The 17,681-nt window shown below is 73.6% G+C and carries 10 protein-coding genes; 6 read left to right on the top strand and 4 right to left on the bottom strand.

Annotated features, from left to right (window positions below):
- Positions 1-19 precede the first annotated feature (19 nt).
- On the bottom strand, positions 20-1,147 hold the full coding sequence (locus tag D7231_RS29110) for an SDR family oxidoreductase (RefSeq protein ID WP_120758597.1): 1,128 nt from the start codon (positions 1,145-1,147) through the stop codon (positions 20-22).
- A complete protein-coding gene (locus D7231_RS29105) occupies positions 1,144-8,778 on the bottom strand; it encodes a type I polyketide synthase (protein ID WP_120758596.1) in 7,635 nt (2,544 codons plus the stop codon). Before D7231_RS29105 ends, D7231_RS29110 begins: the two co-directional genes overlap by 4 nt.
- 235 nt (positions 8,779-9,013) lie before the next feature.
- Here D7231_RS29105 and panD point away from each other — a divergent pair, with 235 nt between their 5' ends.
- The 4 genes from panD (at position 9,014) to D7231_RS29085 (ending at position 12,777) form a co-directional block, all read left to right on the top strand.
- Complete coding sequence (gene panD, locus D7231_RS29100; RefSeq protein ID WP_120758595.1) at positions 9,014-9,385, top strand: aspartate 1-decarboxylase; 372 nt, start codon at positions 9,014-9,016, stop codon at positions 9,383-9,385.
- 138 nt (positions 9,386-9,523) lie between these two features.
- Positions 9,524-10,708 carry a L,D-transpeptidase gene (locus tag D7231_RS29095; RefSeq protein WP_120758594.1) on the top strand — a complete coding sequence of 395 codons (1,185 nt, stop codon included), beginning with the start codon at positions 9,524-9,526 and terminating at the stop codon, positions 10,706-10,708.
- A gap of 333 nt (positions 10,709-11,041) precedes the next feature.
- The gene (locus tag D7231_RS29090; RefSeq protein WP_120758593.1) at positions 11,042-12,064 is read left to right on the top strand and encodes a terpene synthase family protein; all 1,023 of its coding nucleotides are present in this window, start codon (positions 11,042-11,044) and stop codon (positions 12,062-12,064) included.
- An 86-nt stretch (positions 12,065-12,150) separates the two neighbouring features.
- Positions 12,151-12,777 (top strand): trimeric intracellular cation channel family protein, encoded by a 627-nt coding sequence (locus D7231_RS29085; protein WP_338419888.1) that lies wholly within the window; start codon positions 12,151-12,153, stop codon positions 12,775-12,777.
- Between the two features lie 36 nt (positions 12,778-12,813).
- On the opposite strand, the gene D7231_RS29080 is transcribed toward D7231_RS29085, so the two are convergent.
- Together D7231_RS29080 and D7231_RS29075 are read right to left on the bottom strand one after the other, a co-directional pair.
- Complete coding sequence (locus tag D7231_RS29080; protein ID WP_120758591.1) at positions 12,814-13,512, bottom strand: 2OG-Fe dioxygenase family protein; 699 nt, start codon at positions 13,510-13,512, stop codon at positions 12,814-12,816.
- A gap of 164 nt (positions 13,513-13,676) precedes the next feature.
- The gene (locus D7231_RS29075) at positions 13,677-14,675 is read right to left on the bottom strand and encodes a beta-ketoacyl-ACP synthase III (RefSeq protein ID WP_120758590.1); all 999 of its coding nucleotides are present in this window, start codon (positions 14,673-14,675) and stop codon (positions 13,677-13,679) included.
- A 307-nt stretch (positions 14,676-14,982) separates the two neighbouring features.
- Between D7231_RS29075 and D7231_RS29070 the strand changes: the two genes are divergently transcribed.
- Both D7231_RS29070 and D7231_RS29065 read left to right on the top strand, forming a co-directional pair.
- Entirely contained in the window at positions 14,983-15,792 is an 810-nt protein-coding gene (locus D7231_RS29070; RefSeq protein WP_241999977.1) for a thioesterase family protein, read from the top strand.
- A gap of 195 nt (positions 15,793-15,987) precedes the next feature.
- Complete coding sequence (locus tag D7231_RS29065) at positions 15,988-17,679, top strand: fatty acyl-AMP ligase (protein WP_241999976.1); 1,692 nt, start codon at positions 15,988-15,990, stop codon at positions 17,677-17,679.
- The last annotated feature ends 2 nt before the right edge of the window (positions 17,680-17,681 follow it).

Here is a 17,681-nt window from a genome sequence, read left to right as displayed (position 1 = left end):
GCGGGTCCCTTCTCGACTGTCAACCGAGCTCGGAAACAAGGAAGTTCATGGCGGCCCTCAGGTAGGCGAGATCGACGGGGGCGGGCCCGGCCAGGCCGGGCAGGACCTCGTGCAGCGGCGTGTGGCCGTCGGAGCGGCTGCGCCAGTCCCGCTGGAGGAAGTTCGCCAGCATCGGGTTGATCTGCTGCTCGATGAGGTTGGGGCGGTCGACCGCGGCTTGCAGCACCAGCTCGACGCCGGGGACGAGCCCGCCCACGGCCTCGATCAGCAGCGGCGCGGGCGTCTCCACCGGATGCACCAGGTGGTACGTGGCGGCGCCCGGCGGGTGCTCCAGGGCGGCCAGGCGCAGCGCGGCGCCGACGGCGTACTCGACGGGGACGATGTTCATGTGGGCTGCGGGGTCGCCCTGGAGGCGCAGGCGCAGGCGGGGCAGGCCGGGCCGCTTGTGCAGGATGCTCCGCCGCAGCAGCGGGGGGATCCGGCCGATCAGCTCGGCCAGGACGGTGCCGAGCGCGGACAGGGGCTGCTGCGCGGCGCCCGCGGGCAGCGGCCGGTCGGTGGCCAGGAGGCTGGGGCGCAGGATCACGGCCGGGCGCCGCCGGTCCGCGGCCCAGTCCCGCACGACGGCTTCGGCCCGCAGCTTGGTCCGTTCGTAGCCGGTGACGGCATGCAGGGCGGAGGACATGGGCAGCTCCTCCGCCTGGTCGCTCGCCGGTTCGGCGGCCACATAGGCGGTGCTGAAGTACAGCAGGGGAACGTGGCCGGGGGAGCGGCCGGCGAGTCCGGCGACGTGGCGGGTGCCGCCGACGTTGACGGGGGCGAGGGTGTCCTCGGTGCCGATCAGCGACAGGGCGGCGGCGCAGTGCCAGACGGCTTCGGCCTCCTCGGCGAGCCGGTCGTGGTCCGCGGGCTTCAGGCCCAGCCCGGGCCGGGTCAGGTCGGCGGGCACGGCGGTCAGCAGGTCGCGTGCCCGGGCGAGTTCGCCTTCACCGGCACCGCACGCGCGCAGCGCGGCCTCCAGCCGGGCGGCCAGGGGCTGCCCGGCGCCGTCGCGGCCGAGGGCCGCCACGGGCCGGCCGCCGGCGAGCAGGGCCCGCAGCAGCCGGGAGCCGAGGAAGCCCGTGGCGCCGGTGATGACGACGGTCACGCCTTGCCCGCCTCGCCCTTCTCCGGGCCGCCGGGCGCGGCCGGGAGCACGCCGGGCAGGGCGGGGAGCCCGGCGGGCACCGTGCCGGCCCGGGCCTGTTTCATGAGGTGGGGCAGGACGGTCTCGGTGATGCCGTGGACGGAGCCGTCGGAGTGCAGGAGCTCCATGACCGGCACCTCCTGGTCGAGGTGTGTGCGGAACTTGGCGAGCATCTCCATGCCCATGAGCGAGTCCATGCCGTACTGCTGGAGCGGCCGGTGCCGGTACACCTCCTCCGCGGGCATGCGGAGGGTGTCGGCGACCATGGACGTGATGAGGTCCTCGACGAGGGTGAAGGCCTCGGCGGGGGCGGCGCCGGCGAGCCGGCCGAGGAGCTCTTCCAGGCGCCAGGTGGTGCCCTCGACCACGGCGGGCACCAGGCCGGCGAAGCGGGGGCGGTTCACGGACGGGAAGAGCCCCGTGGTCCGGCCCCAGTCGAGGCGGGCGAACGCGGCCCGCTCCGTTCCCCTGCCGAGCATGCCGTCCATCGCGGTCAGGGCGTCGTCCGGTTCGACGGGGAGGGCGCCGACGGCGCTCAGGACGGCCGCCAGGTCGTTGCGGGCGACGTAGCCGACGCGGTCGATGGCGCCCCAGGCCACGGCCAGGCCGGGGCGGCCCGCGGCCCGCCGCGCCCGTACGAGCGCCTCCATCGCGAGGTTGGCCGCCGCGTAGGCGGCCTGGTGCGTCATCCCCACCGCGGCGCTGATCGAGGAGTAGACGACGAAGTCCGCTCGCGGGCACAGCTCGTCCAGCAGGAGGGCGCCGGTCCACTTCGGGGCGAGGACGGCACGGAGCCGTTCGTCGGTGAGCTCCGTCAGCGGGTCGTCCTCCAGGTGCATGGCGGCGTGCACGACGCCCCGGACGGGACGGCCGTCCGCTTCGAGGCCCGCCACCAGCCCGCGCACCGCCTCCGCGTCGCTGATGTCAGCGGCGTGCGCCCGTACGTCGATGCCCTGCGCACGCAGCCCGGCGAGTAGTTCGCCGGCCTCGGGAGCGTCCTCGCCGCGCCTGCTGACGAGGTCCAGCCGGCGGGTGCCGCGCGCGGCCAGCCGGCGGGCGGTCTCCGCGCCGAAGCCGCCCAGGCCTCCGGTGACGAGCCACGTCCCGTCGGCGGCGGGCCGCGGGGAGCGGGGCGCGCGGTGGACGGGGACCGGTTCGTCGAACGTGATCACGATCTTGCCCATGTGCTTGGAGTGCTGGAGGAGGCGGAACGCCTCCTCGACGCGGTGGGCGGGGTAGGCCAGGTGGGGCAGCGGAAGGTAGTCGCCCGCCCGGACGTGCGCGAGGACCTCGTCGAACACGACGGCCGCGTGGCCGGGCGCCTGCCAGACCAGGCCGGCGGCGTCCACGACGCAGTGCGTGGAGTTCCCGGCCAGGGCCCGCTGGAGCATGCGCTGGTTGCCGAGGACGTCCCGCTTGCCGAGCTCGATGAACCGCCCGCAGGGGGCGAGGAGTTCACGGGTGCGGGCCGCCGCCTCGCCGCTGAGCGAGTTCAGCACGACGTCGACGCCCCGGCCGCCCGTGTGGGCACGGACCAGGTCGGCGAAGGCGTGGGTGCGCGAGTCCAGCACCAGTTCCGCGCCGAGGGCGCGTGCCACCTCCCGCTTGGCGGGGCTGCCGGCCGTCGCGATGACCCGGGCGCCGACGAGCGAGGCGTACTGCGCGGCGGCCAGGCCGACTCCGCCCGCGGCGCCGTGGACGAGGAGCGTCTCGCCCGGCCGGAGGCGCGCGAGGTGCTTGAGACCGTGCTGGACGGTGAAGAACACCGCCGGCAGGGTCGCGGCCTCCGCGAAGGTCATGCCGCCGGGAACCGGGCGCAGGGCGGCGGCCGGGATCCGCACGTGGGAGGCGAAGGCGCCCGGGAACAGGCCGAACGCCCGGTCACCCACGGCGAGTTCCGTGACGTCCTCCCCGGCGGCGGTGACGACCCCGGCCCCCTCCAGGCCCAGATAGTCCTCCGAGGAGACGCCGTCCTCGGCCATCGGCGGCAGGAGCCCCGTAGCGACCATCACGTCGCGGTAGTTGAGCGCCGCGGCGCGTACCGCGATCACCACCTCGTCCGGCCCCGGCTCCCCGGCGGTCGTCTCGGTCCACCGCAGCCCGTAGGCCAGGCCCTGGTCCTGGACGTGCAGCCGGTAGGCGACCCCGCTGTCCGGACCGGCCGGCTCCGGGACCGGCGCGGCGCGCTCGAAGCGGTGGACGAACCGGCCGCCCCGGGTCAGCGCGACCTCGTCCTCGTCCTGCTCGGCCTCGGGCGCGGCGGCGAGGAGCTCGCGGGCCAGCCGCACCGCGTCCTCGGCCGGGCCCGGCCCGCGGTCGAGAGAGACGCGCCGTACGGTCATGCCCGATTCGTTGGCCAGGGTACGGGTCGCGCCCCAGACCGCCGCCTGGCCGGGGAAGGCCGGCCGTTCCGGGGCGGGCAGGGCCCCGCAGGGGTGGGTCACCAGGACGAGGTGGCGCCGCGCCGTGCCTTGCAGCGCCTGATCGGCGAGGGTGAGGGAACGCAGCGCGGCCGCCCGGCGCACGGCCGTCTCCGTGCAGGCGGCGGGGTCGCCTTCGGCGGCCCGGTCCGCCGCCGTGCCCAGCATGAGCACCACTGCCGCGGACGGCGCCTCCCGCAGGACGTCCTGCCACCCCTCCGCGCCCTCCGGCAGCGGCACCACGCGCGCCGCCGTGCGGCCCGCGGCGGTCAGCTCCGCGGCCACCAGCGTGCCCAGGGCGCTCTCGGAGGCGTCCTCGGTGACGAGGAGCCAGGAGTCGCGGGCGGGCGGCCCGGCGGGGACGGCCGGCGGGGCACCTCTCTCCGCCGGGGTACGGGCCTCCGCCGGGGTACGGGCGAGGAGCAGCGACAAGTGCTCGTTCAGGGGCGCGTCCGCGACTCCCAGGTGCACCGCGTCCCGGAATCCGCTCCCGGCCAGCACGTCCGGCCACTGCTCGCGCGGCAGCAGGATGCTTTCGGGCCGCAGCTCCGGATCGCGGACCTCCCAGAAGTCCTCCAGCGTGGCGAACAGCAGCGCCACGACCTCCGGATCGTGCAGCTCCAGCGCCAGCAGATGGCCGCCCGGGGCGGTCAGCCGCGCGAGCCGCCGCAGGGCCGCCCGCAGGTCGGTGGCCGTGTGCAGGGCGAACCCGGCGACGACGACGTCGAAGGAGCCCGCGTCGAAGCCCTGTTCCTCCGGGTCGGTGTCCAGGTCGTAGACGCGGTACGTCAGGCAGGGGTTCTCGCCGAGCCGGGCCTGAGCCGTCGGGAAGAAGGCGCCGGAGACGTCGCTGAAGACGTACTGGGCGCGGTCGTCCAGCAGCGGCAAGAGGCGCACGGTCAGCCCGCCGGTGCCGGCGCCCACCTCCAGGACGCGCAACGGCCGGTCCGCGGGCCAGGCGCGGATCAGTGCGGCCAGCAGCGCGGCGGCCATGTCGTTGTGGACCGCGACCGGCGGGTTGATGTCGTAGTACTGCTGGACCAGCTCCGGGCCGCTGTCCTGGAACAGCAGCTCCAGGGGGTCGCACCGCCCGCGGAGCAGCTCCGGCAACCGTGTGGCGAAACGCAGGCTGAGGGCGTGCGCGGGGAGGTAGTCGGCGAGCCCGGACACCTCGCGCGCCTCCGGCGGCTCCCCGGTCCCCAGCCGCCGCCAGCCCTCCCCGGCGGGCTCCAGCAACCCCTCCTTCTCCGCCGTGCGCGCCAGCAGCCTCACCAGCCCCTCGTGCCGCGGCAGCACCCCGGCGTCCAGGAGGTCGCCGAACGTGAAGGCGTCCTGTCCCGGGAGCAGCTGCGCGAAGGCCCGGGCCGCACCGGCCCCGGTGAGCCGCCGCAGAAGCGTGTCGGCCGTCCCGTACCGCTGGATCGACGGCAGCCTCCGCAGCCGCTCCAGCTCCCCCTCCGCCGCCGCGGCCACCTCGGCCGGCGACGGCGGTACCCACGCCGGCACCGGCTGGCCGGGCAGCGGCGCGGCGCGCAGCACCGGGACGTACTCCTCGCCGCGGTCCCCGGCCGGCAGGACCAGCCGCTGGAGGCGGCAGCCCGTCAGCTCCAGCGCCACCGCGCCGTCCTCGCCCACGACCGTGATGTCCCACACGGCCTCGCGCGAGCTGCGCGAGCGCTGCCGCACGTGCACCAGCCCGTCCGCGGGCGGCGGCGCCCACATGCGGACCCCGTCGACGGCCGACGGCAGGAAGCCGGTCTCCGCGTCCGCCAGCAGCGGCGCCCCGGCCTGGAGGGCCCCGTCGAGCAGCGCGGGATGGACCACGTACCCGCCGTAGCCGTCGTCCGGCGGGTCGCAGTGGTACGCGGCGAGGACCTCGCCGGGGCCGGTGCGCAGCTCGCGCAGCACCCGGAACGCCGGGCCGTAGGCCAGGCCCGCCGCGGCGACCGCGGCGTAGTGCTCCTCGCCGGTGACGCGGCCGGGCAACCGCCCGCGCACCTCCGCCGGGTCGGCCGGCGCGGGCCGTTCGGCCGCCAGGCGCCGGATCCGGCCGCGGGCGTGCAGCCGCCAGCCGCCCGAGTCGCCGGTGCGGCTGGCGACGCGCACGATGCCGTCCTCGTCCGACAGCGACGTCTGCAAGCGCACGTCCATCGCCGCGTCCCAGGTCAGCGGCAGCGCACGGGTGATCTCCAGGTCGTCGAGCTCGGCCGGGCCGCCGAACGCCTCCCGCCCGGCGGCCAGGGCCAGTTCGACGAACCCCGTCGCGGGCATCACCACGGCCCCGGCGACGCGGTGGTCGGCCAGCCACGGCGTACGGGTGCGCTCGACGGGCGTGTGCCACGTCGGCTCCAGGACGGGGGCGCGCTCGCCGAGCAGCGGGTGCACCAGCACGCCGTCGCCGCTGGTCCGCACCCAGTGCTCCGGAGTGCCGTGCCAGTACGGCTCGCGCTGCCACGGATAGGACGGCAGGCCCGTGACCGCGCCGGGCCGCGGGAACCAGCGGTCCACGCCGCCCCCGCCGTTGCCGTGCACGCCGTTCACGCTTCCCGCGGCCAGCAGCCGCAGGGCGGCCCGGCGTACGGCCGCGCCGTCGCACAGCTCCCGGGTCACGGGGGAGACGACGGGGAACGAGCCGCTCCGGGCGTCGGAGGCGATGCGGTTCAGTGCACCGGCCAGGCCCGGGTGCGGGGCGATCTCCACCACCGCCGCGAGCCCCGCCCCGGCCGCCCGCCCCACCGCGTCCGCGAACCGCACCGGACGGCGGGCGTTGTGCCACCAGTACGCGGCGTCCAGCTGCCCGGCGGTGACGAGCCCGCCCGTCACCGTGGAGTACATCGGCAGCCGCGGCTCGCGGGAGACGAGGCCGGCCAGGCCCGCCCGCAGCGGCTCCTCGACCGGGTCCATCGCGGCGCTGTGGAAGCCGTGGTCCACGGCGAGCTCGCGGAACGGCACGTCCCGGACGGCCAGTTCCCGGCCCAGCTCCCGCAGCGCTCCCGGCTCCCCGGACACCGTCACGTCCCGGGCGCTGTTCACCGCGGCGACCTCCAGCCGCCCGCCGTACCCCGCGATCGCCTCCGCCGCCTCCTGCTCGCCCAGCCCGACCGCGGCCATCCGCCCCGTACCGGCCGTCGCGGCCTGCGCCCGGCTGCGCTCGGCGACCACGCGCGCCGCGGCCGGCAGGTCCAGCGCCCCGCAGACGTACGCCGCCGCGACCTCGCCGACACTGTGCCCCAGCACGGCGGCCGGAACGGCCCCGTACTCCTCCAGAAGCGCGACGAGCCCGAGTTGGAAGGCGAACAGCGCGGGCTGCGCGAACGCGGTATCGCCCATCCGCTCGGCGCCGGCCATCCCCCGCTCGCCGGGCGTGTCCTCCAAACCCGCGTCCGCCCCCGCCCCCGCCGCCAGCAGCTCCGCCACCGACCAGCCCAGCAGCGGCTCCAGGTGCCGGTCCGCCTCCCCGACCGCCGTGCGGAACGCCGGCTCTTGTGCCATCAGGGCCGCGCCCATGCCCGCCCACTGCGTGCCGTTGCCGCAGAAGGCGAACACCACGCCGCCCTGCGCGGGCCGTTCGACGTGCGCGGAGGCGGCCGCCAGCGCGTTCTCGTCCGCCGCGAGGGCCGCGAGCTGCGCCGCCGCGTCCCCGGGCCCCGCGGCCAGGACGGCCGCGCGGTGCGGGTGCCGCGTCCGCCTGCGGGAGGCCGTCCAGCACACGTCGTAGAACTCGTGGTCGCCGACGCCGTCCAGCCGTTCCGCGACGGCGCGGGCCGCCTCCGACAGCGCCTTGCGGGTGCGCGCGGACACCACGAGCGGCAGGGGGCCCCGCGGCCCGGCCGGCACCGTGCGCTGCCGCGGCGGCGCCGCGCCCAGCACCACGTGCGCGTTCGCGCCGCCGAAGCCGAAGCTGTTCACCCCGACCACGCCGCCGTCACCGCAGTCCGCCACGGGGCGCATGCTGCCGACCGGGCTGAGGTTCAGCCCGGCGAAGTCGATCTCCGGGTTGGCGGGCTCGCCGTGCAGCGACGCCGGGATCCGGCCGTGCCGCAGCACCAGCATCCCCTTGAACAGGCCCGCCATGCCCGACGCGGGCTCCGCGTGCCCCAGGTTGGTCTTCACCGACCCGATGGGCAGCGGCCCGTTCGCCCGCCGCAGGCCCAGCGCCTCGCCGACGGCCCGGCACTCCAGCGGGTCGCCCACGGGCGTGCCCGTGCCGTGCGCCTCGAAGTACAGCACCTGGTCGGGGCCGGTCCCGGCCCGCTCGTACACCTCGTGCAGCAGCCGCTGCTGCATCTCCGTGCTCGGCACGGTCATCCCCGAGGTGTTGCCGTCGCAGTTGGCGCCGCTGGCCGCGATGACCGCGTGCACGCGGTCCCCGTCCGCCAGCGCGTCGGAGAGTCGTTTCAGCACCACCATCCCGCCGCCCTCGGCCCGTACGTAGCCGTCGGCTCCGGCGGAGAACGCAGCGCAGCGCCCGCGCGGCGAGAGCATCAGGGCGCGCGAGAAGCCGATGAAGTGGTACGGGCTGAGGAGCAGGTTCGCGCCGCCCGCGAGGGCGACCCGGCCGCGGCCCGCCCGCAGCGTCTCGCACGCCTGGTGTACGGCCGTGAGCGACGAGGAACAGGCGGTGTCCACGGCGATGCTGGGGCCGCGCAGGTCGAAGACGTAACTGAGCCGGTTGGCCGCGATCGACAGCGCGGAGCCGCTCATCGCGTACGCCGTGACCTCCTCGGGCCGGGCCATCTGCAAGCCGCCGTAGGACATGTCGCTGATGCCGACGAAGACGGCCGTGTCCGACCCGGCGAGGCCCGCCGCGTCGATCGCCGCGTCGTCCAGCGCCTCGGCCGTCATCTCCAGCAGCATCCGCTGCTGCGGGTCCATGTGCGTGGCCTCGCGCGGCGAGATGCCGAAGTACTCGGGGTCGAAGCCGGAGACGTCCCCGAGGTAGCCGCCGGCCATCGTGTACGCCTTGCCGGGGCGCTCCACGTCGGGGTCCAGGAAGCGGGCCGCGTCCACCCGGCCGGCCGGCGGGCCCGCGGTGATCAGGTCTCTCTCCTCGGCGAGGGCCGTCCACAGGCCGCCGAGGCCGGTGATGCCGCCGGGGAGCCGGCAGGCCGTGCCCACGACGGCGACGGGTTCGTGTTCGTGCGGGGCGGGTGGAGGGGCGAAGGGCTCCATGGGTGAGGCATTTCCCGGGCGGGTGCGGATAGTGAACCACCCTGTTTCTTCACTCATTCGGGAGGTGGAGCGGCGCACCAAACCGGGGCGGCGAAGCGGCCCCGCCCGTCCGCCGCGCCCCGCGCGCCCGCTCCGGCAGCCCGGGCGAGCGGCCCTGTCAGGGGCCCGTTGTAAGGTGCGGAGAGAGCCCTTGACCTGCACGAGCAGGCAGGGAGCCGACACATCAGGAGTCTCCATGTACCGCACCATGCTCAAGTCCAAGATCCACCGCGCGACCGTCACCGGGGCCGACCTCCATTACGTGGGCTCGCTGACCCTCGACCCCGTGCTGATGGAGCAGGCCGACCTGCTGCCCGGCGAGCAGGTCCACATCGTCGACGTCAACAACGGCTCGCGCCTGGAGACCTACGTCATCGAGGGCGAGCGCGGCTCCGGCGTGGTCTGCATCAACGGCGCCGCCGCCCGTCTCGTCGCCCCCGGCGACATCGTGATCATCATCGCCTACGCGTCGGTCGAGGACGCCGAGGCCCGCGCCCTCAAGCCGCGCGTGGTCTTCGTCGACGGCGAGAACAAGGCGGTCAGCGTCGGCGACGACCCGTCAGTCTGATCGCCCCCACAGGGCGGAGTCCGGCCTTCCGGCTTCTGATGCACAAATGTTTCTTTTCTTCCTGCAACCGCACACGCGTGTGGATCATCTGTACGAGCGAAGGAATAACGCGCAGAAAGCCAGAAAGGTCGTCTCACCGTGCACCTCGGAACGGGTCGTCGCTCCGCCCTGTGGGCATCCGCCGCTCTTGTGGGCTCGCTGGTGCTCAGCGCCTGTTCGGGAGGTTCGGGCGGGGCCGGTATCGACGCGGGGGCCGAGCCGAAGATCACCGTCACGCCCGGCGACGGCAAGGACGTGAAATTCGGCTCCCCGATATCCGTGCGCGCCGAGGGCGGGCGGCTGACGGAGGTCGAGGTCAAGGACACCAAGGGTGACAAGGTGCCCGGCAAGCTCGCCGAGGACGGCGCCACCTGGACCTCCGACGGCAAGGCCGGCCCGCAGACGACCTACACCGTGCGCTCCAAGGCCAAGGGCGGCAAGGACGGCAAGGGCAAGGAGGCCTCCGCGAGCGCGACCTTCACCACGCAGGCGGCGGACAGCGTCAACAAGCTCGCCAACACCCCCTCCAACGGGCAGACCGTGGGCACGGGCATGCCCGTCTCGATCCTCTTCGACCACCCCGTGGACAAGAGCAAGCGCGCCGAGATCGAGAAGTCCCTGACCGTCACCTCCGAGCCGAAGGTGGAGGGCGGCTGGGGCTGGGTGAAGGACTGGTCCGGCCAGGACCGCATCGACTGGCGGCCCAAGACCTACTGGCCCAGCGGCACCAAGGTCTCCGTCAAGGGCCTGCTGGCCGGCGTCGACACCGGCGAGGGCGGCGTGTTCGCGCGCAACTACGACTTCGGCTTCACCATAGGCGCCGACCACAAGGCCGTCATCGACGTGCCCTCGCACACCCTCACCATGTACGAGGACGGCAAGGCCGTCGGCACCATCAAGGGCTCCGCCGGCTCCGCGGTCGACCCCACCCGCGGCGGCGTCCACACCGTCCGCAGCAAGAACGCCGACGAGGTCATGGACTCCGCCACCATCGGCCACGGCAACGAGTGGATGCTGGACGCGAAGTGGGTCACGCACCTCACCGCCTCCGGCACCTTCCTGCACTCCGCGCCGTGGAACAACTCCATCGGCGTGGAGAACAACAGCCACGGCTGCTTCGGCATGACCACCTCGGACGCCAAGCGCGCCTACGACTTCCTCCCCATCGGCTCCACCGTCGAGGTCAAGAACACCACCAGCACCAAGGTCACCGACCCCGGCAACGGCCTGGAGGTCTGGCAGGAGAGCTGGGACCAGTGGCAGAAGCGCAGCGCCCTGAAGTAACGCCGACGCCTTCCGGTGCCGCTTTCCGGCCACCGGTGACGCGGTGACGCCGTGCCGGCGCCCCGCCGCGACTGCGCCCCGCTAAGCCCTGCCGAGGGCTTCGCGGGGCGCTCGGCTTGTGGACTAAGGCCCGTGTCCTATGCAGTGGGCTGCGAGTGCGCCGGGCGGCCCCAATGCACCCATGGAAGATATGGTTGTCGTTTTAATGGGTGTGCCAAAAGGGCAGCACTCTGCCATGCCGGGCCGCGAACGCGCAGGTGGAGCAATGGCCCCGGCAGGCACCGCGGAAGGATCGAGATCGGCTCAGCACGGCCCTGAAGGAGGCTGGCCTCGATGCCACAGGACATCGCCCTGGACATTCCTTTCCCCAAGCGGCTGAACCCCTACGTGGAGGTGGCGCGGGCGCGCAACGAACACTGGCTGGTCTCCGCCGGTCTGCTGAGCAGCCCGCACAACGTCGAGCGGTACCGGACCTGGCGGATCGAGCGGCTCGCCGCCGGCTTCCTGCCCGGCGTGAGCGTCGGTGAGCTGACGTTCGGGCTCGCCGTGCAGAGCTTCTTCTTCTTTTTCGACGACCTCTTCGACAGCGGGCTCGGGGAGGACCCCGCCGCCACCTACGAGATCTGCCACGAGATGGCGGCCCTCGCCCGCCAGGAGCCGGGCACGGCGGACGTCACCCCCTCCTTCCCGCTCGCCCGCGTCTGGGCCGGGCTGTGGGAGCAGTCCCAGCTGGGCATGTCCGCCGCCTGGCGCGCCCGGTCCGTACGGCACTGGGAGGAGTACTTCCTCACCTACGTGTCGGAGGCCGTCAACCGCCGCAGCGGCACGGTCCTCAGCATGGACTCGTACCTGAAGCTGCGCCGCCTGGGCATCGGCAGCGAGGTCGTCGTGGACGTCTCCGAGCGCTGCGGCCACTTCGAGGCGCCCCCCGAGATCCACCAGAGCATGGCCGTCCTGGAGGCCCGCGCCATCACGGCCGAGGTCGTCACCCTCACCAACGACCTGCACTCCCTGGAGAAGGACCTGGCCAACGGAGAGCTCAACAACGCCGTGCTGCTGCTCGGCATGGAGCACCAGTGCTCGCGCGCGGAGGCCATCGCCCACGTCCAGCGCATGATCCACCGCCGCACCGCCCGCTTCCTGCAACTGGAGGCCGAGGCCGACCGGCTCTGCGGCGTCTTCGGCCTCACTCCCGAACAGCGCGAGAACACCCGGCTCTTCCTCGACACCAACCGCGCCTGCATGCGCGGCAACCTGGACTGGAGCAACGACACCGGCCGCTACAGCGAGCTCGGGGTCCTGCACGTCAACCGCTCGCCCCGGATCGAGGACGTGGTCGCCCGCACCGCCGAGTGACCGCCGCCCGCAGCGGCCGGGGGCTCGTCCCTTCGGCCGATGCGGTTCCGGCCGATCGGCCGAGGCGGCGGGGGAGCCGCGGGTGATTGGCTGGAGCGATGCTCCACGTGCTCTACCTGACCGGGATCGCCGCGTTCGCGGCCAGCGGCGTGCTGGCCGCGCACCGCGCCCGGCTCGACCCCTTCGGCGGGCTGGTCCTCGCCTTCGCCGCCGCCATCTCCGGCGGCACTTTGCGGGACCTGATCCTCGGCCGCCACCCCTTGTACTGGACCCACGACTGGATCCTGCTCACGGTCATCGCGGCCACGGCCGTGGCGACCATGGTCTTCCTCCGCTACCGCGAACTGCCGCACCGCTCGCTGATGACCGTCGACGCCGTCGGCCTCGCCGTCGTCACCGTGATCGGCGCGCGGGCCGCGATCGACGCCGGCGTCACCCCCTTCGCCGCCGTCATCCTCGCCGTGCTCACGGGCGTGACCGGAGAGGTGATCCGCGACGTGCTGTGCGGGGAGTTCCCGCCGCTGCTGCTGCGGGAGGAGGTCTACGCCACCGCGGCGCTGCTCGGCGCGGTGGCGTACCTGATCCTGGACCGCCTCGGCACCGGCCCGACCGCCGCCGCGTCCGTCGCGGCGTCCCTCGTGTTCGCGGTGCGGATGGGGGCCCTGCACTTCGGCCTCCACCTGCCGCGGCTCGCGCAGCGCCCGCCCGCGTAGGGCTTCCGCTTCCTCCGGCGCCGGGGGCCCCGGGCCTCAGGCGGGCAAGGGCCGCTTCCCCGCCGTGAAGAAGTCGACCAGCATCATGTCCCGCACGCCGGACGCGGCTCCCGGCGCCGGCCGCACCGGTGAGACGCCGTGCAGCAGGCGGCGGTCGTCGAGGACGATCGTCTCCAGCGGGGTCGTGAGCAGGGCCCGGTGCACCGGGCGGCGGCGCAGGTCGTACAGGCACGACTCCGCACCCCGGACGTCCTCGCGCCGGATCAGCACCTGGGCCACGTAGCAGTGCCCGTCCCGGTGGATGCCCTCCGGCGCGGGGTGGCCCTCGGCGCGGGTCGTGGCCGTGACGCGTATCTGGTGCACGCCGCAGGTGTCCATGCCGGCCCGCGGGCCCGGGAGATGGCGGCGCAGGGTGTGCACGACCGTCCGCAGCACCTCGCCGCCGGCAACCGCGCCGGCGAGCGGCGCGAACAGCCGCTCCACCCCGCCGTGCACCTTGTTGACCGACTTGTCCTGGAAGAACGCGGTGTGCGGAAGGCGCTCCAGCCGGTCCGGGTGGATCCGGAAGAGGCCGTAGCGGCGGAAGCGGTACGGCGTGTCGGTGCCGAGGTGGGCATCCGCCGGCAGGTCGTTCCACGAACCCGTGAACTCCTCGACGGCGCGCGCCGGGAGCGCGCCCAGGGCGGCGTGCAGCACGTCGGGGCCGAAGTGTGCGAACGGCGGGCTGGTGGTCATGGTGGTTCCTGCCTTCGTACGGGGATGCGCCTGCTCTCGACACTAGGCCGATTACCGGATCGGCTGGCCGGAATGCATCGTTCGGCCAAGCATCCGCAAGGGTGTTCCCGTAAGAAGGGGGACAGGAGGCGAAGAAGGGGCGGGGTGGCCTGCTGTGCGGCCGGTCAGGGCAGCCGGACGACCTGGGCGCCCCAGGTGAGCCCCGCGCCGAAGCCGACGAGGAGGGCGAGCCCGCCGCTGCCGACGGCGCCCAGCTCCTTGAGGCGGGCCACGGCGAGCGGCACCGAGGCCGCCGAGGTGTTGCCGCTGTGCACCACGTCGCGGGCCACGGTCACGTGCTCCGGCAGGCCGAGCCGCTGGGTGATCGTCTCGATCATGCGCAGGTTCGCCTGGTGCGGGACGAAGGCGTCGAGGTCGGCGGCCGTGACGCCGGCGGCGTCCAGGGCCTCGCGGGCGACGGCCGGCATCTCCTCGATGGCCCAGCGGAACACCTCGGGCCCCGCCATCCGCATGACCGGCCACGCCCGCGCCGGGTCGTCCCGGAACGCACTCCACGGGGCGTCGTGCGCGATGAGCCCGGCGCGGCTGCCGTCGGAGCCCCAGACGACGGGGCCGATGCCCTCGCCGTCCCGCGGGCCGACGACCACGGCGCCCGCCCCGTCCGCGAAGAGGATCGCCGCCGACGGGTCGTCCGGCGCGACGATGTCCGTCATCCGCTCGGAGCCGACCACCAGGACGTAGCGGGCGGATCCGTCGCGCACCATGCCCGCGGCGACGGCCAGCCCGTAACAGAACCCCGCGCAGGCGGCGTTGAGATCAAAAGCGGCGGCGTGGATTCCGAGCCGGCCGGCGATCTCCGCGGCACCGCCCGGGCTCTGCTTCAGATACGACATGGAGGCCAGGACGACCGCGCCGATCTTTCCCGGGGCGATACCCGCGTCGGCCGCGGCCTTCCGCGCGGCCTCCACCGCCATATCGATCACCGATTCGTCCGCGGCGGCATATCGGCGCTCGACGATGCCCGTCCGGCGCTCAATCCACTCGGCCGCACGGCCGGTGCGGGCGGCGACTTCCTCATTGCCCACCACACGGTGCGGGCGGTACGCGCCGATCCCCAGAATTCCCGCGCCGTCTCCGGCGGTTCGCAGCGTCAATCCGCGCATACAGGCCCCCCCAAGCCACTTCTGAACGTGTCGGCGGCGAGACTATCTCCGGGTGGACCGGACCACGCAACCCACTACGGCACCGAGTGTCAGTGTTGAACGTCACGCCGCGCCCATGATTCAAATGCATGGTGATGCGGGTCACAATTTTTTTCGCTTGCTTGGTGACGCAGGGCCCTTCTACGGTCACCCATGTGATCCAACTCGGAACGTTGAATGGCGTGTTGCCAGGAACCGAGCACCACCACACTAATCCGCCCCTCATCCGCACCGATGCCGCCCCGTGCGCCATCGCCTCGGAGGGGCCATGACCAGCACCGCTTCACCGCTTTCCCCGGTGGCGCTCCTGGACGGGCCGACCGGCCCCGGGATCGCCGCCGGAAGTCATCTGCACGGCTTCGGCGGCTTTCACGGCGGCCTGACGCTCGCGCTCATGGCTTCCGCCATGCAGGACGCCGCACAGAAGGTGTCACCCGGCCTCCGGCTGCAGAGCGCAACGGCGCGTTTTCTGCGGCCGATCGGCGATGATTTCCGCCTGGAGACCTCGCTGATCCGTGCCGGGCGCACCCTCACTACACTCGGTGCCGACGCCGTCACCGAGAAGGGTATTCACGTAGCGGGATCGGCCGTCTTCGGAAATCCGCAGCCGGCCGAATGGCAGACGTTCGCCCCGGCCGCTCCCGAGGCCCCGGCCCCGGAGGAGTGCGAGGTCTTCGTCATTCCGCCCGAGTTCGTCGCCATCTCCACCTACCTGGAGATCCGCCCGGTCGGCCCCAGCCGGCCGTACGCGGGCGGCGCCGAGCCCGAACTGATCGCGTGGATCAGGATCCTGGAGGACGAACGCCCTCCGGATCCCGTGCGATTCGTGTTCCTGATGGATTCACTCGCTCCGTCCTACGCGGCGGTACTGTCGACACTAGCGTTGGTGCCGACCGTGGAACTCACGGTGCGGCCCGGAAGCAACCTCGCGCAGGCGTCCTCGCCGTGGATCCTGCTGCGCGCACGGACCCGCTCGGCCACCGCCGAGGGCTGGGTCGACGAGGAGATCGACGCCTGGGGCAGGGACGGCGCCCACCTGGGCTCCGCACAGCAGCTCCGCATCGTCCGTACCGGCTGACAAGGGCGACAGCCGCAGGGTACGGAGCACACCACGACGCGGGCCGCGCCCCGGTGACGGAACACCGGGCGCCGGCGGCCCGCGCTACAGAACTGAACTCACGGGGGCGTTGTGGACCACATAGCGGGGCGGGCCCATCCCGCATTGCCGGGGTTGCCCGGCATTCTCCAGGAACGGGCTGCCGGACCACGGCGCTTGGCATTCCGCTTTCTTGCCGACGGTACCAGCGACGAGGCCGTCGACTGGACCTACCACGACGTGCACGCACACGCCGGCCGTATTGCCGCCGACCTGCTCGGCCGTGAACTCGCCGGGCGCCGCGTGGTGCTGGCCCTGGATCCCGGGCTGCACTACATCGCCGCCCTGTTCGGGATATTCCGCGCCGGCGCCACCGCCGTGCCGTCCTTCCCGCCCACCGGGAAACGCGCGGTGGCCCGCTTCGCCTCCATCGTCGTGGACAGCACGCCGGACGTGATCATTGCCGACCGGCGGCTGGAGGGCCGCGTCGCACAATTCGCGGCGGAACTCCCCGCCACCGTGCGCGCCCCGGAATGGCTCTTCGTCGACGACGCGTACTTCCTCGGACCGGAGCCCGCCGAAGCGATACCCGACGCCGTTTCCGATCCGGCACTCCTCCAGTACACCTCCGGTTCCACCGGAGACCCCAAGGGAATCGTGCTCACCCACGAAAACCTGGTGAGCAACTGCCGTTCCCTGGAACACAACATGGGGTACGAGGCCGACCGCGTCGGCTGCACCTGGCTTCCGCCGTACCACGACATGGGCCTCATGGGCACCATCATGCTCGCGGTGCACGGCGGATGGCCGCTGGTGCTGATGTCACCCGCGCACTTCGTGCAGCAGCCCTACCGCTGGCTCAAGGCGATCACCGACCACAAGGTCACCATTTCCGTCGGGCCCAACTTCGCTTTCGACATGTGCACGTCGGGCATCACCGACGACGAGCTGGAAACCCTCGATCTGAGCACGCTGCGCCAGGTCTTCTGCGGCTCCGAACCCGTCTCCCGGGTGACCCTGGAGAAGTTCCGCGAGCGATTCGCACCCCGCGGCTACGACGAGACGTCCCTCATTCCCTGCTACGGCCTGGCCGAGGCGACGCTCTACGTATCGGGAAAGCCCGCCGGCACCCCGCTGCGGACCGAACGCCTCGACCGGGAAGCCCTGGAGAACGGCACCGTGCGCCGCTCCGGCGCAGCGGACGGGGAGCCCGGGCAGGTCGCGCACATCGTCAGCTGCGGCACCGTCGCTGACGGCCACGACGTCACCGTGGTGGATCCGGAGACCCTGCGTCCGCTCCCGGCGGGCCGGGTCGGTGAGATCTGGGTCAGCGGGCCCAACGTCGCCCAGGGCTACCTCGGCCGGCCGGAGCTCACCGCCGCCACGTTCACCGCGCGCACCGCCGGCGACGACGGGCGCACCCACCTGCGCACCGGCGACCTCGGATTCCTGCTCGACGGGGAGCTGTTCGTCACCGGCCGGCTCAAGGACCTCGTCGTCATCGCCGGCCGCAACCTCTACCCGCAGGACATCGAGCTCACCGTCCGTCAGGCCCACGAACAGATCCGCGGCTGCGCCGCCTTCGCCGTCCCCGGCGAGCAGGGCGAACAGCTCGTCGTGGCCGCCGAGTACCGCGGCACCGCCCGCCGGCTGGCCGCGGAGGGGGCGGCCGTGCTGGAGGCGGTCATCGCCGCGGTGACCGCCGAGCACGGGGTCCGGCCCGCCGCCGTGCACTTCGGGCCGGTCGGCGCGATCCCCATGACCACCAGCGGCAAGGTCCGCCGGGACGCGACCCGCAAGGCCTACCTCCAGGGGACGCTGAAGAAGCTGACCCCGGTCACCGACGACACGCCGCAGGCCGTGCGGTGACG

This window comes from Streptomyces klenkii (assembly GCF_003626645.1).
GTDB classification, from domain to species: domain Bacteria; phylum Actinomycetota; class Actinomycetes; order Streptomycetales; family Streptomycetaceae; genus Streptomyces; species Streptomyces klenkii.
Note: the sequence above shows the minus strand (reverse complement) of the source record. Positions and strands in the feature narration are given on the sequence as shown.

Coding starts and splice junctions, on each gene's coding strand:
- D7231_RS29105 (WP_120758596.1), bottom strand. CDS start 8,778: ATGGAGCCCTTCGCCCCTCCACCCGCCCCGCACGAACACGAACCCGTC.
- panD (WP_120758595.1), top strand. CDS start 9,014: ATGTACCGCACCATGCTCAAGTCCAAGATCCACCGCGCGACCGTCACC.
- D7231_RS29090 (WP_120758593.1), top strand. CDS start 11,042: ATGCCACAGGACATCGCCCTGGACATTCCTTTCCCCAAGCGGCTGAAC.
- D7231_RS29080 (WP_120758591.1), bottom strand. CDS start 13,512: ATGACCACCAGCCCGCCGTTCGCACACTTCGGCCCCGACGTGCTGCAC.
- D7231_RS29075 (WP_120758590.1), bottom strand. CDS start 14,675: ATGCGCGGATTGACGCTGCGAACCGCCGGAGACGGCGCGGGAATTCTG.
- D7231_RS29070 (WP_241999977.1), top strand. CDS start 14,983: ATGACCAGCACCGCTTCACCGCTTTCCCCGGTGGCGCTCCTGGACGGG.